This is a genomic window from Chryseobacterium lineare, from assembly GCF_977014045.1.
Window position 1 is genome coordinate 3,694,119 of the sequence record NZ_CDRNIQ010000001.1, and the last position, 19,265, is coordinate 3,713,383.

The following is a 19,265-nucleotide window of genomic DNA, read 5'->3' on the forward strand; positions in this document are numbered from 1 at the left end:
GCGTTTCCGGTTCTGTCTACCATAGGTGCAAACCAATGCTCCCTGTCCAATTGTGCAAATGCAGAGGTGAAAAAATAAAATATTAATAAAAAAGATAGAATTTTCTTCATTCAGATATTGCTTTTGTCACAAATTTAATAATAATATCCATTACCTTATTGAAAATATACAAAAAACCATAACCGAGCGTTATGGTTTCTGTATATCTGAATATTAATCAATATTTTTTACCAGAATCCAGCCGGAATATTTTACCTGGGTTTGCGCTTTATTAGGCTCTGTCCAGGTGATTTCGTACCAGTAGGTTGCGGTTGGAATCTTCTTGCCGTACATTGTTCCGTCCCATCGATAAGAATTAAACTGATTGGCCTGATGTACTTTATTGCCATATCTGTCATAAATATTGAATACCAGGTTTTTCTTATAGGATAGCTCAGAATAATCAATATAATCATTTTTGTTGTCTCCGTTCGGTGTGATGGCGTTCAGTAAATTAGGAACAGTGACTGTGACATCAATCGGTTCACAATTGTAAAAATCTTTTACATATATGCTGTTTTCGCCTCTCGGAAGATTGTCAAAGAAGTTTGAATCCTGCCAGTTGAAACCGTCCAGAGAATATTTGTATGGAGGTGTTCCTCCGACTGCGGTTACGGTGATCGTATTGTTTTTGATCTCAAGATTCGAGATAACAGGTTGGGTAGCAGGTACTACGTTCACATTTTGTCTTGTAAAGCATTCTCCTGTTTTCAGATTTACCCAATAGCTTCCCACTCCTGCAATGATCGTCTGGCTTGTCTCTCCGGTACTCCATTGATAAGCATCAAATCCGGGGCCTGCATCAAGAGTAGCTTTATTTTCGATACAAATGATTTTATCACTTAAGACCGTAGATTTTACCGGCGGAATGACCATCAGCGTGATTTCGGCAATATTAAAACATCCGTTGGAGTTAATCACCTTTACATAAACTTTAGTATTGGAAGAAATGAATGCTGATGCAGGCGAAATTTCATTCGTTCCGTTGTTGAGGTCTGTCAGAGTCCGGTAATATTTTTTAATCAGCCCGGTTTGAGTGGTAAATCCTGAAGTTTCAAGGTTAAAGGATGCGGTATTGGGATTGGATTCAATAGGGCAGGATCTCACCATCACGTTGGTTACTTTAGGATTGGGATCTACAATAAGGCTCATGGTAACCTGCTCGCAGCCTACACCGCTTATTGGATTGGCGCAAAAGTGATATACCATCGTATCTGTCCCGGAAAATCCCGGATTGGGCGTGTAGGTGATATTTCCTGTGGCGGGATCTAATGTAGCGGTTCCGTTGTTTGGTGGTGTGTCAATTGTTGCCGTACCTAAAACAACAGAAACATTATGATTGGTAAACTGCGGGACAATTGTTTTCTGAGTATCACAAATGATTAAGCTCTTTGTCACCTGTTCGTAGCAGGATTCTACAACGAAAAGCGGTGTTGAGGTAAAGCAACTTCCCATTCCTACTTTTACCGTGTAGGTTCCGGCCTGCATTGGAGTGTATGTGTGGCCGGTGGCTCCGGGAATTGGGGTGGTACCGATGTACCACTGATAAGAATCAAAACTGTCACCTGTTTCCAGAACAGCTCCGGGGATACAGTCTTCGCCCGATTTAGTGATCGCCGGAACAGAAGTAAATCCTGCAAAATAACCTCCATATCCTACAAAGCCACTGCCTCCGGCAATTCCTGCTGTTACTGCTTTTGTTGAGGTAATGGTTACATTTCCCGTAACGCCCGCAAGAGAATAGGATTCCCAGCCAAGAGTTCCGGTGACGTTATACGGTCCCTGAGCTGCTGTCGGTATTACGCCGTTTACGGTAACGACGGCACCTTTTTCCGTTAGAATATTTAGTTTAATATTATTGTTGCTCTGAGTGTTAGGTGCCAGGGGAAGCATTGAAATCAAACCGATTTCATCAATTTTCCTGGGCAGCAGGCAGCTCAAAGGCGGAATGTAATTAAACCCGATAGTAGCGCTGGTTGTAGCCGTTCCTGCAAGAAGCTGATACACATACACATTTTTGGAGGTCTTGATATACATATTGTAATGTCCTGCTCCTTGATCGATATAATTATTATTGTTGACTTCATTTACCCTGTAGTGTTCCCCTTCATTAATAGTTGTCACTGCTACAGGATTATCGTTGACATAGATCTGGGTATTATCTTCAGTAGCTACGATAAGGGCATCTTCAGTTGCTGCAGAAATATTTCCGTAGCCTTTTACAAGAACAAATTCATTCCCAAGTCTGTCTGTAGGAACCGACTGATCCATCACGATATCTCCGCCCGTCAAAGGGGTTCCGAGATTATATTCCCCCAGGAAGTTTCCGTTGGTTACAGAGATTGGTTTGTCAGAGACAATTTTGGCACCGATAAAGCCTTTCAGGTTTCCGGGTTGGTTTCCTCTGCCTTCTATAATATAAGATTGCCCTTTGTTCAGGGTTATATTTAAAGTAGGAGAAACTGCACCGGTCACTCCGTTTGTAAAAGAAACGGTTGGGGCATATCCTGAGACCGTAACCGTTGTATTATCTTCGGTGGCAAGGACGCCGGTGGTGAAGTTCATTCCACTGGTAGAATTGGTGATAGGAGCGACAACTGCATAGAATTTTTTTCCGATACCTGCTTTTCCTTTAGACGTTAAAATTTCACCATGTGCAGGAACGGTAAACCTGAATGTCGCAAAAAAGGGTTTTGTTCCTTTCAGATAGAGGCCTTTACTGCCTACTGTGAAAAGATCTGCAGAAGAAGATCCGATCATATCTGCAGCATTAATATAGTAGTATTGCGGGCTACCTTTGCTGATCGTAATAGTCGTAATGACCGTATTGTTATTATAGATTTCAACAGGAAAGGGAACTGTAGAATCTGTTGACAGGTAGACAGCCTGTTTTGCTGAAGAGGACAGACTAGCCGCTGAAAAGGGAGCAAACCAATGTTCAGTATCTCTTTGTGCCGAGATGTGGTTAAATGTAAATAGAAATAAAATAATAAAGTAAAGCTGTTTTTTCATAGCAATCTGTTTAGTTTTTTAGCAAAAATAGATTTTTATTTTGTAAATGGTATAAAAAATTCAAAAAATATAGCATAATAGCCATGTTTTTACTAATGATATATTTCTCTGCAATTGTCTTGCACCGAGCGTATCGGATACCTTACATCGGGCGGTGCATGCCTCTTGCATCGGGCGTCACAATCACCTTGCATCGGACGATATAAGTTCCTTATAAAATATAGCGAGGGATTCTCAATTTCTGACGGGACTAACCTTAATGATAAATTAGATCCCAAAAAAAAGCTGTCTTTATGACAGCCTGGGTATTTGAATCAGTTTTTAATTAATGTTTTTCACTAGTATCCAGCCGGTGTATTTTATCGGTGTTTTCTCTTTATTGGTTTCATTCCAGTTGATGTGATACCAGTAGGTTCCGGTGATGAGTTTTTTGTCATAATGTTTTCCGTCCCACTTGTAGTTACTGAATTTATCTCCTGTAAATATTTTGTTTCCGTATCTGTCGTAGATTACAAACGAAAGATTTTCTTTGTAGGCAAGTTCACTGTAATCAATGAAGTCATTCTTGTTGTCACCATTAGGAGTGATGGCATTGATCAGATTCGGTACCGTTACTTCAACAAAGACCGGCGTACAGTTATAAGAATCTTTTACATAGAAAATATGCTGTCCTCTGGATAATCCGGTGAATACGTTGGAATCCTGCCAGTTGGTAGGTGAATCTACTGCATACTGATAAGGGCCTTGTCCGCCTGTAACATGAACGGTTGCGGTGTTATTTGAAATTTCAATTTCAGTAATGACCGGAGCTTCGGCTTTCTTTACATGTATAAATTGTTTCACAAAGCATCCGTTGTCTTCCAGAATTACCCAGTATTCTCCTACTGTTACCCCTTCCAATACCTGTGTTGTCGCACCGGTATTCCACTCATAAGATTCATAGCCGGGTCCTGCATCAAGATTTGTTCTTCCGTCGATACAGATGATTTTGTCTGTGAGTAGTTCAGATCTGTTGGGAGGAATTACCTTTAAATTGATTTTTGCGATAGTGTAGCACTGATTGCTGTTGTAAACCCTTGCAAAGACAGCACCATCTCCCGAAATATACAAATCAGAGACAAGTATTTCATTGGTTCCGTTGCTGGCATCTACAAACGTAGGATAATATTTTTTTGTAACAGGGCTTTCGGTGGTTACACTGGCCAGGTTTAAATTAAATTTAGCTTTTGTTTCATCAGCTTCCAGGAAGCATTCACTTAAAGTCGCTTCGTTTACCACAGGGGAAGGCAGGAATGATAATGTTATTTTGGCAGTTCCCACACATCCTTCATTGGTCGTGACTCTTACATAGACAAATCCTTCTGTTGAAAGATAATTGGTAGGGTTATTAATCTGGTTGGTGCTGGCATTAAGATCAGCAAGGGTAGGATAGAACTTCTTGGTCACCGGATTATACATAGTAACATTTGCGGTCGTAAGATCGAAGAAACCTTTACCATTGTACTGGCATGCCTTGATGGTAGTATCTGTTAAAATGAAAGGAACTACATTTAAGTTTAATGTCACATGTTCACAGTCGGTAAATTCGGCAGCATTGCCACAGAACTGGTAAACGATAGTATCCGGACCGATGTATCCTGCATTCGGAATGTAAGTGATCTGTCCTGTAGCAGGATTCAGGGTAGCTGTTCCGTGGGTAGGATGGGTAAGGATGGTCACGGTACTTGCTACCGGAGTCTGCGTAGTGTTGAATGAAAACGCAGGGACGATTACTTTGGTTGCACATGCATTAAGATTAGCCGTTGTGTTTTGTACACAGGAGAATACCTTGTAAATAGGCGTAGTCTCCGCCTGGCATGTTCCCATGGTTACTTTTACCGTATAATTTCCTGCCTGAGTCGGGGTGTAAACATTTTGGGTAGCGCCAGGAATGGCAATATTGTTTACGTACCATTGATAGGTGTCAAAACTGTCATCAACCTCAAGAACTATTCCCGGAACACATTCTCCTGATTGTTTTGCAATTACCGGGATGGATGAAAACCCGGCAAAATATCCTCCGTATCCCACAGCTCCACTTCCTCCTGCGATACCTGCAGTTACGGCTTTCGTAGAGTGTACGGAGATATTGCCTGTTAGTCCGGGTATAGAGTAAGTGACCCAGTTTGAGGTACCTTGCACAGGATATGGTCCCTGTGCTGCCGTTGGTGTGATTGGGGCGCCGCTTCCTGTATTATAGGTAACTGTAGCTCCTGCTTCTGTAATAATGTTTAATTTAATATCATTTAAACTTCCGTTAAGATTGTTAATTAAAGCAATCTCATCTATTTTATTTGGTAAAAAACAGTTCAAAGGTGGAATATAATTATAGCCCAAGGTTGCAATACTGGTTGCCAGACCTGCGAGAAGCTGATAGACATATACATTTTTAGAGGTCTTAATGTGCATGTTGTAATGCCCGTTACCCTGATCTATATAGTTCACATTATTGGCAGGAGTTCCTGCATTTGGACCGTTTACTCTGTAAAACTGCCCTTCATTAAGTGTTGCTACTACCGGACCGCCGTTAATTCGTACTTCCGTGTTGTTTTCAGTGGCAATAATGATGGCGTCTTCCATCTGTGCAGATACATTACCATTTCCTTTTACTACAATAAACTCGTTTCCTAATCTATCTACGGGTACAGACTGATCCATAATGATATCAGAACTAGAACCGACAGGTCCCCACGAAAACTGTCCGTTGAAGTTACCGTTGGTTACTGAAATCGGTTTGTCAGATTCAATTTTAGCGCCGATGAATCCTGTTGCATTTCCGGATTGGTTTCCTCTTCCTTCAATGATGTAAGATTCTCCTTTATTCAGAGTGAAAGACATGGAAGGGGTATTGGCCCCGGTAGTTCCGTTAGAGAATATTACACTGGATGAATATCCTGAAACCGTAACGACGGTGTTGTTTTCTGTCGCGAGAATTCCTGTCATGAAGTTATAGATAGCACCGCCCCCGATATCAGTAATCGGTGTAGCAGCTGCATAGAATTTTTTGCCGATTCCGGCCTTTCCTTTGGAAGTGATGATTTCACCGTGGCTGGGAATTGAAAATCTAAGATTGGCATAATAAGGTTTAGTCCCCTTTGTATAAAGCCCTTTTGTAATTGGTTGGAAAAGATCGTTCTGTAATGTTGTGATAATATCTGAATTCCCGCTTGTGATCGGAATATTATAAATTACCGGTGAACCTTTAACGACAGTTACCGTTCCGATTACTACATTATTATTGTAAATATCAACATCAAAAGGAACGGTAGAATCGGTAGAGAAATAAATTGACTGGCTGTTTGCGCCACCGTTCAGACCTGTTCTGTTCATCATTGGCGCGAACCAATGTTCTGTATCTCGCTGGGCAAAAACAGTATTAATTGCCAAAAGCATTAATACGAAAGATAGTAGAAATCTTTTCATATGGAATGGATTATGATTTCTACAAAAATAAACTTTTATTTAATACATTATTAATAAATCATAAAGAAAGTTAATTTTATTCACGATTTTTAATCAATAGCCATCCTGAATATGAAACTGGTAATTTTGTATCGGGTTCTGTCCATTTTAATAAATACCAGTAGGTTCCTGTAGATAAAGGTCTTCCGTTCAGCTTTCCGTCCCAGGTGTAATTCTTATCGGAAGATCTGTAAACAGGAGTTCCGTATCGGTCTACAACTTCTATCGAAACATTTTGTTTGATTCTGAGATCAGAATAGTTCAGAATATCATTGATGCCGTCTCCATTCGGGGTGATTGCATTAATAAGGTTTAACACTAAAAATTCTTTAACAACCGGGAAACAGCGGTCTGCACCCAGAACATATACGGAATGCATTCCTCGGGATAAGCCTGTAAATACGTTCGATGTCTGATAATCAATTCCGTTTAAAGAGTATTGGTAAGGAGGTTGTCCTCCGGAAACAAAAATGGTGGCATTATATCCGGAAACTTCAATTTTATTAATGACAGGAGACTGAACCGTAGTGACATCCACTGATTGGCGATAGATACACCCGTTGAATTCAAGATCTACATAATAATTTCCTGCGCCTGCTATTATAGTCTGGGTGGTTGCTCCGGTACTCCATTTATACGATGTAAAACCTGGTCCGGCATCTAAAATAACTTTTTGGTCATTGCACACAATCTGATCTTTCAGTATAGTCGATTTTTTCGGCGCCTTCATATTAATGGTTAAAATACCTGTATTGGGACATTCCGTTGCGCTGGTAAATCTTATGTAAAATATAGTAGTAGATGCATTGACGGACTGGGCCGGAGATATGGCATTTGTTCCTGCCTGTGCATTGGCAAGTGTAGTGTAGAATGTCAGAGTAACACCTGCATTTGTTGTAAACAGGTTTTTATAATCATTTAAGTTTACACTTTCAGAGCCGTTGATATCGTTGTCACAAACTTCAGCATTGGCTGCTGAGGTAAGTAATGTAATCCTGTTACCTGTTTTAAAGTTAATCTGTCCGAAAGCAGGAGGGCAGCTTCCTGTAAGTGCATCAACACGTACATACACTGTTGTGTTGGCAGTATAGGTCCAGGCGGTTGGTAGGTTGTTGGCATTTCCGGCATTGGCATCTGTCTGCAGGAGATAGTATCTGACATTAAAATTAGCAGGATTGGTAACAATAGTTGAGGTGACTGTGGAGAAATTAACATTAACGATTCCGTCGAAGTTATCATCACAGAGCGTAGCATTGAAATTTGCGGTATTAACAGTCGGGGAAGGGGTAGTGGTTAATATGATCTGTGCCACTTTTGGGCATCCATATTGAGAAGTAACGTTGGCATAAACAATCCCTGCCGGTCCGTTATAAGCCGAAGAGTTGGCAATCGGAGTTCCCGTTAAGGCTGAATTTGTAAAATACTGAACCGTAGTTCCGGAATCCGGGGTAACATTAACGGAAGCCAGATTGAAAGTTCCGTTACCGTTTGAATCTGCGCAGGATGTTAATGAACCATTTGTTGTTTGTAAAACATCTATATTAATAATTATTTTAAAATACTCGAAATCGGCGGGATTGCCATTTCCTTCAGCGTAGTAGATAAAAGTATCTGTTGCATCTGATGTAAGCCCGAGGTTGGGAGCATAAGTAATTTGCCCTGTTGCAGGATTTACCGTTGCCGTTCCTGAAGTTGGTGCTGAAATAATACTGGTGTGGGAAGGTACAATGGCCTGAGTTGATGTAGTAAAAGCGGGAGAAATAACTTTCGTATTACAGGAACCGATATTGTAGGTTGTAGTCGTAATAGGCGGACACAAAGTATAATTATAACCGGTTGTCAGTTTAGATTCGCAGTTGTTTTTCGTTACGAGGCAAGTATATGTTCCGGCTCCATATAACTCCGGATTGATAGAGTATGAAGTTGCGCCGGAAATAATGTTTCCGTTCAGGTACCATTGATATCCGTCGTATGTATTGTCTACCTGCAATAAAATTCCCAGATAGCAGTCTCCTGTTTTTGAAATGACAGGGATTGAGGAAAATCCGGCGAAATATCCGCCATATCCTACCGCGCCGCTACCGGCTGCGATTCCTGCCGTAACTGATTTTGTAGAGTTTACCGTAATGGTTCCCGAAACACTGGGAATAGAATAAGTAACCCAGTTTGGGTTTCCGTTTACAGGAACAGGACCGTTGTTTGCGGCAATTGGGTTTCCATTTAATGTAACTGTTGCACCGGTCTGTGTAATGATGTTGAGCCTTGTACTGTAAGTCTGGCTTCCTATTCTGTTGATAAATCCTATTTCATCAATTTTATTGGGGAGAAAGCAGCTTAATGGTGGAATAAAATTCATGCCTCCCGTAGGATATTCATTGCCGGTTGAGATTCCTGCCAGAAACTGATATACATACACATTTTTATTAGTGGAAATTCCCATATTGTAATTTCCGTTTCCCTGATTGATGTAGTTGGAGCTAGGAATCATATAGTATTGACCCGTATTTAGCGTAATTCCGGAATTCACACCGTTAACAGTGATTTGTGTATTGTTTTCAGTGGCTACAACCAAAGCTGATTCCATTTGTGAAGCTACGGAGCCGTTGCCTTTAACGACCACAAAATCTTTACCAAGCCTGTCGACCGGTACAGCCTGATCCATGAGAATGTCGTTATTGCTAAGGCCATTATCAGGATAGTGCATTCCGTTAAAATTACCATTGGTCACAGATACTGGTTTTGTTGCCACAATCTTTGCTCCGATTAATCCGTCCAGGTTATAAGGGCTGTCTACAGCTAAGGCATCTAATATATACGACTGTCCTTTATTGAGGGTAAAGCTTTTTGTAGGAGTAGACGAGCCGTCAGAAAAAACAACATTGGGATTGTATCCCGAAACGACAACCGCTGTATTGTCTTCAGTTGCTGTAACTCCGATAGTTGAATTTATTATAGGAATACTTACATTCGGAGAATTACTGTTATTAGGAGCCATTGCGGCATAAAAAGTAGTACCCAATCCTGCTAAACCTTTCGACGTGATGATTTCCGCATGGTTCTGAAGTGAAAACCTGTAATTGGCAAAGAATTTCTTGGACCCTTTTACATACATTCCCATAGAATTCGGGATGAAAAGATCCTGCTGGTTCGTAGTAATCAGAAAATTGTTCGGAATTGATACTTCTGCGGGATTACCTTTGCTAACCTGTACTGTAGTATATAAGGTATTGTTGTTGAAAACCTGCACGTTAAAAGGAGTTGTCTCATTGGTTGAAAGATACAGATAACCCTGCAATCCTAAGTCGCCTACTTTTGAAGCCATCGGCGCAAACCAATGATCTGTATCAAGCTGAGCGTTAAACAATAAACAAAGAAAAGTAAAGATGGTTAGTAGAAGTTTTTTCATGTTTCCCAATAAAGAATGCAAATGTAAGTATTAAGCATGAATTATTTATATTAAATTAACAATTAGACTGCGTAATTTATTCTTTTATTGAATATTTAATAAATTTTTAATGTATAATAACATCTCATAATTGTGAAATGCATAAAATATCCCGATGAAAACTCACCGGGATATTTTATTTTTAAATCAGAAAAGATTATAAGCTTACTCTTACAAATCCTGTTACTTTAAGATCAGCATTTACAGATTTTACATAATCAGCAACTGACATGCTTCCGTCTTTAATGAAAGACTGGTGTACCAAAGTATTGTCTTTGTAGAATCTCTGCATTTTACCTTTAAGGATATTGTCGATAATATTTTCAGGTTTTCCTTCTTTAGTAAGAAGTTCTCTTTCGATTTCCAATTCTTTATCGATAGTAGCTTGAGAAACAGCAGTTTCGTCAAGAGCAATCGGGTTCATAGCGGCAACCTGCATAGAAACAGCTTTTGCAGCTTCAGAAGCCCCTTCTACATTAGCAGAAAGTGCTGTAATAGCAGCGATTTTATTTCCTGCGTGGATGTAAGCTCCCAAGAAAGGTCCTTCGATTCTTTCGAATGCTCCGATCTCGATTTTTTCACCGATAACACCTGTTTGCTCGATTAATTTCTCAGCAACAGTGATTCCGTGGAAATCTGTAGCCAATAATTCTTCTTTAGTAGCAGCGAAAATTGCCATTTCAGCCAATTCATAAGCTAGCTCGATGAAAGCTTCGTTTTTACCAACGAAGTCAGTCTCGCAGTTTAAAGAGATAATAGCACCTAAAGTGTTATCTTCGTTTACTCTAGCGATTACTGCACCTTCAGTAGACTCTCTGTCAGCTCTATTAGCTGCAACTTTCTGTCCTTTTTTTCTAAGGATATCTACCGCTTTTTCGAAATCTCCTTCAGCCTCAACTAAAGCTTTTTTGCAGTCCATCATACCTGCACCTGTTTGGTTTCTCAATTTTGCTACGTCTGCAGCAGCTGGTGTATAAGACATAATATCTATTATTTTTTTATTTTAGATTAGTATTAATTTTTAGCTTAATTTTAAAGCAGTGCAAAGATAATGATTTTAATGACAAACTAAAAAATGACTTTTTGCGTTATTTACATATTTAATAAATTTTTAAATGTATAGTTAATGAAAAAAATATTTCTCCTTATTTTTTTATGCATATTTACCCTTGGTTTTTCACAGAAAAAGAAAAAGGCAAAAACGAAAGCCATCGTAGAAAAAGAAACCGTGATCATCTATACAGAAAGTGATGCGGAAGCTACCGCAGAAGCCAGAGTAGTGGCAGGATTTCTAAAGCAGAATCCCGGTCATGCGAAGACCGATTATTTTAAGAGAAAACTGATGCAGATTGTTATGGCAAACAATTCTCCTGAAGCCAAACCCACCATAAAAGCAATAAGTGAAGACAAAATCAAGCAGATGGTTCTTGATGAGAATAAACTTAATAAAGGTAAAGCAATGGCTGTTAATACAGGATCTGCGGCTCCCGAAAGAACGGTAAACTATGCAAGTGTTGCAGGAACGGCGACTAAAAAATCCGGGGCAAGCGAGCAAAATAAAAAAACGGCGGCGATGCTTACTCATCTTTTCAATAATGATCCGATGGATAGGGAAGCTTATATTAACATCAAAAACAGATCTAAATGTAACCTGATCGTGAAGATCAACGGGAAAAAGTACTACAATCTTGATGTTCCGGCAAACGGACAGAATTTCCTTCTGGTTGAAAAGGGAGAATATATCCTTACAACCATGGTTTGTGATGCGAAATATTCTTCATTAAAGAAAATAAACAAAGATATTGAGATCGAATTGAATCTTCGGGAAGAGTAAAATTACTGTATTTGAAATATTAGAAACAAAAAATTAATGGCTAAGAAATTTTCTCTTAGCCATTTTATTTTATCCTTTAAATTGCCCCATCGCAATAAATTTTTCCTGTCTTTGGGTTTCAAGTTCCTGACCTGTGAATTTTGAAAAGGCTTTGATGTTCTGTAAAATAGAAGTTTTCAGATGCTGAAAAGTTGCTGCCGGATCATAATGTGCTCCTCCAAGCGGTTCTTCGATAATACCATCGATGAACTTTTCTCTTAAGGCATCTTTTGGAGTAAGATTTAATGCATTGGCTGCATCTTCCTTATGATCCCAGTTTCTCCAAAGAATTGATGAGCAGCTTTCCGGAGCAATTACGGTGTACCATGTATTTTCCAACATATATACTTTATTTCCTACACCAATTCCTAACGCACCACCACTGGCACCTTCACCGATAATGTAAGTGAAAATTGGAGTTTTAAGCTGTACCATTTCAAAAATATTTCTTGCGATGGCTTCCCCCTGACCTCTTTCTTCAGCTTCAAGACCAGGATACGCTCCCGGTGTATCTACCAAAGTTACTACAGGAATCTGAAATTTTTCAGCAAGCTTCATCAATCGTAAAGCTTTTCTGTATCCTTCAGGATTCGGCATTCCGAATCTTCTGTGCTGCCTTTCCTTAGTGGTACGCCCTTTTTGGGTTCCTATGATCATTACTTTCTGACCGTCTAATGTCGCCAGGCCGCCAATCATGGCAGGATCATCAGCGAAATTTCTGTCTCCGTGAAGCTCAAGAAAGCTTCCTTTGTCTACCATTCCGTTGATGTAATCAAGGGTATAAGGACGATCCGGGTGGCGAGACAGTTGTACCCGTTGCCAAGGAGTAAGATTAGAATAGATTTCTTTTTTCTTTTCTATGATTTTGTCCTCTATCTGGCTACATGCTAATTTTACATCAACACCACTTTCTTCTCCTACTAAAGAACAGGTTTGGTACTGATCCATTAATTCTTTGATAGGTAGTTCGAAACTTAAATATTCCATTTCTTGAAGTAAATTAAATCTTTCAAATTTATGAAAAATTATATGAATCTATTTAAAATTATTGATCGCATTGTTTATTCTGGAGATAGTTTCCTCTTTTCCAAGAAGTTCCATGATGTCCGGAACGTCCGGGCCTTTCAGTTCTCCAACTAAAGCTAAACGCAGAGGCATCATCACTTTACCCATTCCCAAACCTTTTTCTTCAGCCATATCATGCATAGTTTGCTTCAAAGTTTCAGCTTTAAAATCTACAGATTCAAGTTTTAAAGTCAAATCACCTAAAATAGAAGATGTTTCATCATTCCATGCTTTTTTTGATGCCTTTTCATCATAAGATATTGGAGCTTCAAAGAAGAATTTTCCATTTTCATAGATATCTTTCGGGAAGGTTGCTCTTTCTTTCATCAGATGAATGATCTTTAATAATGTATCATCCGAAAGCGTTATATTTAAATCCGATTTTTTTAGAATATTTAATAATTCTTCATCAGATGTTTTCTGAATATATTGATGATTAAACCATTCTGCTTTTTCCTTGCTGAATCTGGCTCCGGCTTTATGAACTTTATTTAAATCAAATTCTTTCGCCATTTCATCCAACGATAAAATTTCTTTATCATCTGCAGGCGACCATCCCAATAATGCCACCATATTAATGAATGCTTCAGGAAGATAACCACTTTCTCTATATCCTTTAGAAACATTTCCTGTTGCAGGATCTGTAAAGTTTAAAGGGAAAACAGGGAACCCGAATTTATCACCGTCTCTTTTGCTTAGTTTTCCTTTTCCTTCCGGCTTTAAAATTAAAGAAAGGTGTGCAAACTGAGGAGCTTCCCAGCCCATCGCTTCATAGAGTAAAGTATGTAAGCCTAAAGAAGGAAGCCACTCTTCGCCACGGATCACATGTGAAATTTCCATTTCGTGATCATCGATGATGTTGGCGAAATGATAAGTTGGCATTCCGTCGTTTTTTACTAAAACTTTATCGTCTAACGTATTGGTATTCACGGAGGAATTTCCTCTGATAATATCTGTAAGGTTTAAAGTTCTGTCAATTGGCATTTTAAATCTTACCACATAAGGTGTTTTTTCATCCAATAATTTCTGAACTTCTTCTTCAGAAAGGGTTAAGCTGTTTCTTAGCTGATTTCTCGTTCTGTTGTCATAAGAGAAAACATCACCTTTTGCTTCGTATTCAGCACGGATCGTATCAAGCTCTTCTGCTGTGTCGAAAGCAATATAAGCATAATCTGTTTTCAGGAGCTGCTCTGTATATCGGTCGTAAATATCTCTTCTTTCGGATTGTCTGTATGGAGCGAATTTCCCTCCTTTTTTTGGGCTTTCATCAGCGATGATTCCGCACCATTCAAGGGCTTCTTCGATGTATTCTTCTGCGCCTTTCACGTATCTTGCGGTATCGGTATCTTCGATTCTCAATACAAACTCACCACCCTGGTTTTTAGCAAAAAGATAATCATATAATGCGGTTCTTACGCCTCCCAAATGCAAAGGTCCGGTAGGACTTGGAGCGAAACGTACTCTTACTTTCTCCATTTTCAATAAAATTTTGGTGCAAATTTACTTAAAATTATACGTTTTTAAGAATGTTTAATAGATGGGTTGCTTGCTTTTTTAGTTTGAATATTTACATTTGTATTCGTAAAAAGTAAATTATGTTAGAAATAGGAGAAAGACCTTGGGGAAAATATTATGTTTTGGCAGACGAACCCAATTATAAGTTAAAAAGAATAGAAGTAAATCCGGGTCAGAAGCTGTCTTATCAATACCATCATAAAAGACAGGAACAATGGACGATCATTGAAGGTGATGCCACGGTGGTTTTGGATGACAAAGAAATAAGCCTGAAATATGGTGAAAGTATTTTTATACCTCTTGGAGCCAAACACAGGATGATGAATCTTTCTGATAAGCCTGTTGTGTTCATTGAGGTTCAGACCGGAACTTATTTTGGGGAAGATGATATTGTGAGGATTGAGGATGAATATGATAGGAAGTAATCGATTATGTAATTAAGAACAAGACATGAATAATAGTATTTCCTTTTTAGTAGGATTAAAAAATAATCTGGAATATTCCCGGAAGTTCTACGAAATTACACGCAGCAATTTTCCGGAACAGGAAATTGTTTTTGTGAGTTTTGGAAGTACAGATGGGACGCATGAATGGCTGGATTCTTTAAAAGATCCCAATCTCAAATATTATTATTCTGATGAAAATAAATCTTTATCTGATACTTATAATAAAGCGATTGAAATAGCAAACGGTAACTATGTAAGTTTTTTACATAATGATATGGTGCCTGGAAAATTCTTTATTGAAAATCTTCAGAGGTATTTATCTGAAGAAAAAGTTATCTGTTATCTAGCTGTAGAACCTCCTTTATTTGCTGGAGATCATAGATCATGGAAAACAGTTGAAGATTTTGGGAGTGATTTTTGGGATTTTAGATATGATGATTTTTTTTCGTATGAAAAAAATAATGCCGATAAAAACAATGAATTATTGCAGATTTCTGACACTACATTTTTTATTACAGCATCAAGGAAAAAGCTGATGGAAATCAAAGGGCTTGACTCTCTTTTTTTTCCTATGTTCTGTGAAGATGATGATTTGATCTTAAGATTAAAGCTTGCAGGTCTTCAGCTATTTCTTTCAAAAGGAAGCATTGTATATCATTTTGTGAGCAAAACTTCGAGGTTTTCTGAAGAGTTTTCAAAAAAAACAAAAATTGTTGAAGAAAATTCTTTGAGAAACTTTACAAGAAAATGGCATTTTTTCACTAACAGCAAGGTTAAAAAATCATACGATATAGGCTTTATTTTAAAGAATACTACCGCCGAAGCCTTAAATGTTACCGAGCCTTTTGGCACAGATTTGTATGTTGATAATCATGATGTTGTAATTGATTATCTTGAGAAAGAAAGTTTAAAGTCAAAAATTGATATTCAACAAAAATTTAAACCTTATTCGGCGGCAAAATCAAACGACATTCTTATCACTATTGATGCTAAAAAATGGAGAAGCAGTTCTTATAAAGTAATTAATAATATTCCTGAAATTATTGACAAGCTGTCATCCCGAAAAACAATTTCAAAAATACTTTTTGGTTTTGATAAAAAATACAGAAAGTTGGGTATTACCATTCGCATCGTAAAAAAACGATCTTACGAAAATCAAAATATAAATAAATCTTACAATGAGTTTTTTTAGTCTTTTTAAAAAAGTGAATATTTCTTATGGAATTACTGTCTGTAATGAGGCTGAAGAATTGGATTCATTGCTTACATTTCTAACTAATTATCTCGATAAGGAAGATGAAGTTATTGTTCTGCAGGACGTCACTGCGAGAAATGTTGAAGTAGAAGCTGTTATAGAAAAATTTAAAACAAGAATAGTACACAAAGAAGCTTTTCTGAATGGGGATTTCGCATCTTTTAAAAATGAGCTTATAAAATCAGCAACGAAAGATTATCTATTCCAGATTGATGCAGACGAAATTCCTCAGGAAAATCTTATGAAATCTATAAAAGATGTACTGAAGAAAAAATCCAGCTTCGATATGTTTTTTATTCCGAGAATCAATACGGTAGATGGAATTACCGAAGAGCATATGATGAAATGGAACTGGAATATAAATGATAAGAGTTACATTAATTATCCGGATTATCAGATGAGGCTTTTTAAATTAAATAAAAATATTCATTGGGTAAATAAAGTACACGAAAAACTTATTGGTTTTGAAAAAGCATTTTACTTTCCGACAGAAAATTTTGATCATTGCCTTTTGCATCATAAAAATATTGACAGGCAGGTTACGCAGAACAAATTCTACGATGCATTGTAATATATACTAATTTTCTTCATCAAATGAATATGAACAGACAGTTTGGAATTAATGTTTTTGGCTTCATAAAAGGGGAGTTTGGTATCGCAGAAGCTACAAGACTCAATTGTAAAGCTATTTTACAAGCGGATATACCATTAAATATTATCAATTATGATGTTAAAACAAATCATAACGACAATGATAATACCTTTACCGAATTTGCTGAAAAGGCAGAATATCCAATTAATCTGATACAGATTTCTCCATCTGAGGAGGTTTTTAATTTTTTCTCGCATTTTGATTTTTCTTTTTTTCAAGGAAAATATAATATTTTATATATGGCCTGGGAATCAGAAACCATCCCAGAATCTTATATAGCGCATATTAATCTCTTTGATGAAATCTGGACGCCTTCGGAGTATTGTAAGAAATGCATAGAAAAGTATGTATCGTTGCCTGTGATTGTAATTCCTCATCCTGTACAATTTCCGTTAAATGAGCCGGAAGATAAGAGTGTCGAGGATATTTTTGATGAAGACAAATTTAATTTTCTTTTTATTTTCGATTACAACAGTTCTTTAGAAAGAAAAAATGTATTAAACCTTATCAAAGCTTTTCGGAAAACTTTTGATACAACAGAAAACAATGCTTTTCTGATGATTAAAACCTCCTTGTCAACACGTTTTTCAGAAGAAAAGAAGCAGATACTTGATGCTATAGGCTCTTCCGAGAAAATTAAAATTGTTGAAAAAATATTTGATAAAAACTCTCTCAACAATCTCATCAATCATTGCGATTGCTACATTTCCCTTCATCGCGCCGAAGGCTTTGGATTAACCATGGCAGAAGCTATGTTTCTTGGAAAGCCGGTTATTGCGACAGGTTATTCTGGTAATTTAGAATTTATGAATTCGGAAAACAGCTTTCTTGTTCATGCTCAAAAGGTAAATTCTCAATCTGCTGTTATTAATTATGATTCCAATACCATTTGGTCGGAACCGGATTTGCAGCAGGCGGAAGAGTATTTAAAAATTGTATTCAGCAACAAAGAATTATTAAAGTCTAAAGCTCAAAAAGGTTATGCTACGGTACATGAGAAATTATCATTCCAACATATAGGTCAGCTTATTAAGGAGAGGGGACTGGAAATTATTGCTCAGAATAAAATTCAGAAGAACAAATCTTCATTAATAAAAATATATTCAGAATATGTTCACCTCAAGAAAGATATTAAAATCTATAAAAAGAGTGCGCCAATACAATTTATCTACAACATAAAAATGTATCTGAGAAACAGAAAAGACAGAAAATAATTATTCCCTGCCTTTTATTTTTTTAAGAAAAGCGTTTACTTTTTTTCTGATTTTATTGTATGCTGTTCTTTCCAGATAATTAACTTTCTTATTTAATCTTTCAATTTCACTTAGATAGAAAATATTATTTACATTTGAACTGACATTGCCTTCTTCTTTTTCAAAAGAATTGATAAAATTTAACCTGATTTTAAATAATTCACCAACGGATTCTAAAGAGAAATTGTTTTTAATCTGTGATTTTGCATTTTCTCTGAAATAATCTAATGAGTTGAAGTTGTTTTTGATATATAATAATTTTGCAACAGCATCCTGTAGGCGAGGTTTTGCCAAGGTGAGTCCTTCATCAATTAATCCTTTTGTATTTGAAGTTTTTGTGAAGTCATATTGAACCAAAAAACTGTTGTTGACATTCATAAAGTCCAGATTCCCGGAATAGCCCGTTCCGATAACAATTTTTCCGTAGGCCATCGCTTCCGCCATAGTTAGGCCAAATCCTTCAGAGCCGTGAAGAGAAATCAAAACATCCGACTGCTGAATCAGAGAATGAAGTTTTTCTTTAGAAAAATGTTCATTGATAATGATAACATTCGGAATATTATTATATTTTTCCAAAACTTTTTGAGCATCTTTACTTCTTTCCAGGTTATGTGTTTTTACAATTAAAAAACTTTCTTTATCATCTTTAAAGACTGTTGTAAATGCTTCCAGGGTAGCTTCAGGATTCTTTCGGATCGTAGTACTCAAAGAATCAAAAATAGTAAGATAAATTTTTGACTGTTGAGGAATGTTATAATTTTTCAGATCAAAATCTTTAGAATTTTCAAGTTTCTGAATAGGATGCGAAAACCTTATCACCGGTATTCCTGTATATTTTGTAAAGATATTAACGCAAAAATCACTCGGTACCCAAAGTTCATCAAACATATTTAACAGCTCAGCTACTTTATCAGAAACCTCGGGGAATTCCCAGGCCCAATATATGATATTATAAAGGTTTTCAAGCTTAAGATCTTGGTTTTTTGAAAAAAAGTCATTTATGAAATTAATATTGATATGGAAAATATTAATTTGATTTTCGTTCTCTCTTAAAAAAAAATCTGTTAACCTTTCAAAATTTTCACTGGAGTAGTTGATTTTATGTACTTGTATTCCAGCTTTTTCTAATGCTAATGCATTTAATCGTGTGGCTTCAGAAATCCCGAAATTTCCATCAAAAAAGCCATGATAATTAACACTTAACTCCAT

General features: G+C 37.2%; 12 protein-coding genes. 5 read left to right on the plus strand and 7 right to left on the minus strand.

The annotated features are described in order from the left end of the window. Positions 1–213 precede the first annotated feature (213 nt). The 4 genes from ACWNCI_RS16585 to tsf all read right to left on the minus strand — a co-directional run bounded on the left by ACWNCI_RS16585 (position 214) and on the right by tsf (position 10,979). Positions 214–3,051, minus strand: a complete 2,838-nt coding sequence (locus tag ACWNCI_RS16585; RefSeq protein ID WP_449389140.1) for a T9SS type B sorting domain-containing protein — start codon at positions 3,049–3,051, stop codon at positions 214–216. A gap of 321 nt (positions 3,052–3,372) precedes the next feature. Further along, on the minus strand, positions 3,373–6,513 hold the full coding sequence (locus ACWNCI_RS16590) for a T9SS type B sorting domain-containing protein (protein ID WP_449389141.1): 3,141 nt from the start codon (positions 6,511–6,513) through the stop codon (positions 3,373–3,375). A 76-nt stretch (positions 6,514–6,589) separates the two neighbouring features. After that, positions 6,590–9,958 carry a T9SS type B sorting domain-containing protein gene (locus ACWNCI_RS16595; RefSeq protein WP_449389142.1) on the minus strand — a complete coding sequence of 1,123 codons (3,369 nt, stop codon included), beginning with the start codon at positions 9,956–9,958 and terminating at the stop codon, positions 6,590–6,592. Between the two features lie 196 nt (positions 9,959–10,154). Further along, the gene (tsf, locus tag ACWNCI_RS16600; protein ID WP_089853039.1) at positions 10,155–10,979 is read right to left on the minus strand and encodes a translation elongation factor Ts; all 825 of its coding nucleotides are present in this window, start codon (positions 10,977–10,979) and stop codon (positions 10,155–10,157) included. 144 nt (positions 10,980–11,123) lie between these two features. On the opposite strand from tsf, the gene ACWNCI_RS16605 reads away from it, so the two are divergent. Next, positions 11,124–11,831, plus strand: a complete 708-nt coding sequence (locus ACWNCI_RS16605; RefSeq protein WP_346983322.1) for a DUF6759 domain-containing protein — start codon at positions 11,124–11,126, stop codon at positions 11,829–11,831. 69 nt (positions 11,832–11,900) lie between these two features. Here ACWNCI_RS16605 and ACWNCI_RS16610 read toward each other — a convergent pair whose 3' ends face one another. Both ACWNCI_RS16610 and gltX read right to left on the minus strand, forming a co-directional pair. Continuing rightward, positions 11,901–12,857, minus strand: coding sequence for an acetyl-CoA carboxylase carboxyltransferase subunit alpha (locus tag ACWNCI_RS16610; protein WP_346983321.1), 957 nt, complete (start codon positions 12,855–12,857; stop codon positions 11,901–11,903). Positions 12,858–12,905: 48 nt separating this feature from the next. Further along, a complete protein-coding gene (gene gltX, locus ACWNCI_RS16615; RefSeq protein ID WP_449389143.1) occupies positions 12,906–14,411 on the minus strand; it encodes a glutamate--tRNA ligase in 1,506 nt (501 codons plus the stop codon). Between the two features lie 119 nt (positions 14,412–14,530). On the opposite strand from gltX, the gene ACWNCI_RS16620 reads away from it, so the two are divergent. Genes ACWNCI_RS16620 through ACWNCI_RS16635 form a run of 4 tightly spaced genes read left to right on the plus strand, consistent with a single transcriptional unit; the run spans position 14,531 to position 18,017 of the window. Next, complete coding sequence (locus ACWNCI_RS16620; protein WP_449389144.1) at positions 14,531–14,875, plus strand: phosphomannose isomerase type II C-terminal cupin domain; 345 nt, start codon at positions 14,531–14,533, stop codon at positions 14,873–14,875. A gap of 25 nt (positions 14,876–14,900) precedes the next feature. Beyond that, complete coding sequence (locus ACWNCI_RS16625) at positions 14,901–16,088, plus strand: glycosyltransferase family 2 protein (RefSeq protein ID WP_449389145.1); 1,188 nt, start codon at positions 14,901–14,903, stop codon at positions 16,086–16,088. Continuing rightward, positions 16,075–16,722 (plus strand): glycosyltransferase, encoded by a 648-nt coding sequence (locus tag ACWNCI_RS16630; RefSeq protein ID WP_449389146.1) that lies wholly within the window; start codon positions 16,075–16,077, stop codon positions 16,720–16,722. Before ACWNCI_RS16625 ends, ACWNCI_RS16630 begins: the two co-directional genes overlap by 14 nt. Before the next feature lie 29 nt (positions 16,723–16,751). Next, the gene (locus tag ACWNCI_RS16635; protein ID WP_449389147.1) at positions 16,752–18,017 is read left to right on the plus strand and encodes a glycosyltransferase; all 1,266 of its coding nucleotides are present in this window, start codon (positions 16,752–16,754) and stop codon (positions 18,015–18,017) included. On the opposite strand, the gene ACWNCI_RS16640 is transcribed toward ACWNCI_RS16635, so the two are convergent. Continuing rightward, positions 18,018–19,265, minus strand: coding sequence for a glycosyltransferase (locus tag ACWNCI_RS16640; RefSeq protein ID WP_449389148.1), 1,248 nt, complete (start codon positions 19,263–19,265; stop codon positions 18,018–18,020).

Coding starts and splice junctions, on each gene's coding strand:
- ACWNCI_RS16620 (WP_449389144.1), top strand. CDS start 14,531: ATGTTAGAAATAGGAGAAAGACCTTGGGGAAAATATTATGTTTTGGCA.
- ACWNCI_RS16610 (WP_346983321.1), bottom strand. CDS start 12,857: ATGGAATATTTAAGTTTCGAACTACCTATCAAAGAATTAATGGATCAG.
- gltX (WP_449389143.1), bottom strand. CDS start 14,411: ATGGAGAAAGTAAGAGTACGTTTCGCTCCAAGTCCTACCGGACCTTTG.
- ACWNCI_RS16640 (WP_449389148.1), bottom strand. CDS start 19,265: ATGGAGTTAAGTGTTAATTATCATGGCTTTTTTGATGGAAATTTCGGG.
- ACWNCI_RS16630 (WP_449389146.1), top strand. CDS start 16,075: ATGAGTTTTTTTAGTCTTTTTAAAAAAGTGAATATTTCTTATGGAATT.
- ACWNCI_RS16590 (WP_449389141.1), bottom strand. CDS start 6,513: ATGAAAAGATTTCTACTATCTTTCGTATTAATGCTTTTGGCAATTAAT.
- ACWNCI_RS16625 (WP_449389145.1), top strand. CDS start 14,901: ATGAATAATAGTATTTCCTTTTTAGTAGGATTAAAAAATAATCTGGAA.
- ACWNCI_RS16635 (WP_449389147.1), top strand. CDS start 16,752: ATGAACAGACAGTTTGGAATTAATGTTTTTGGCTTCATAAAAGGGGAG.
- ACWNCI_RS16595 (WP_449389142.1), bottom strand. CDS start 9,958: ATGAAAAAACTTCTACTAACCATCTTTACTTTTCTTTGTTTATTGTTT.
- ACWNCI_RS16605 (WP_346983322.1), top strand. CDS start 11,124: ATGAAAAAAATATTTCTCCTTATTTTTTTATGCATATTTACCCTTGGT.
- ACWNCI_RS16585 (WP_449389140.1), bottom strand. CDS start 3,051: ATGAAAAAACAGCTTTACTTTATTATTTTATTTCTATTTACATTTAAC.
- tsf (WP_089853039.1), bottom strand. CDS start 10,979: ATGTCTTATACACCAGCTGCTGCAGACGTAGCAAAATTGAGAAACCAA.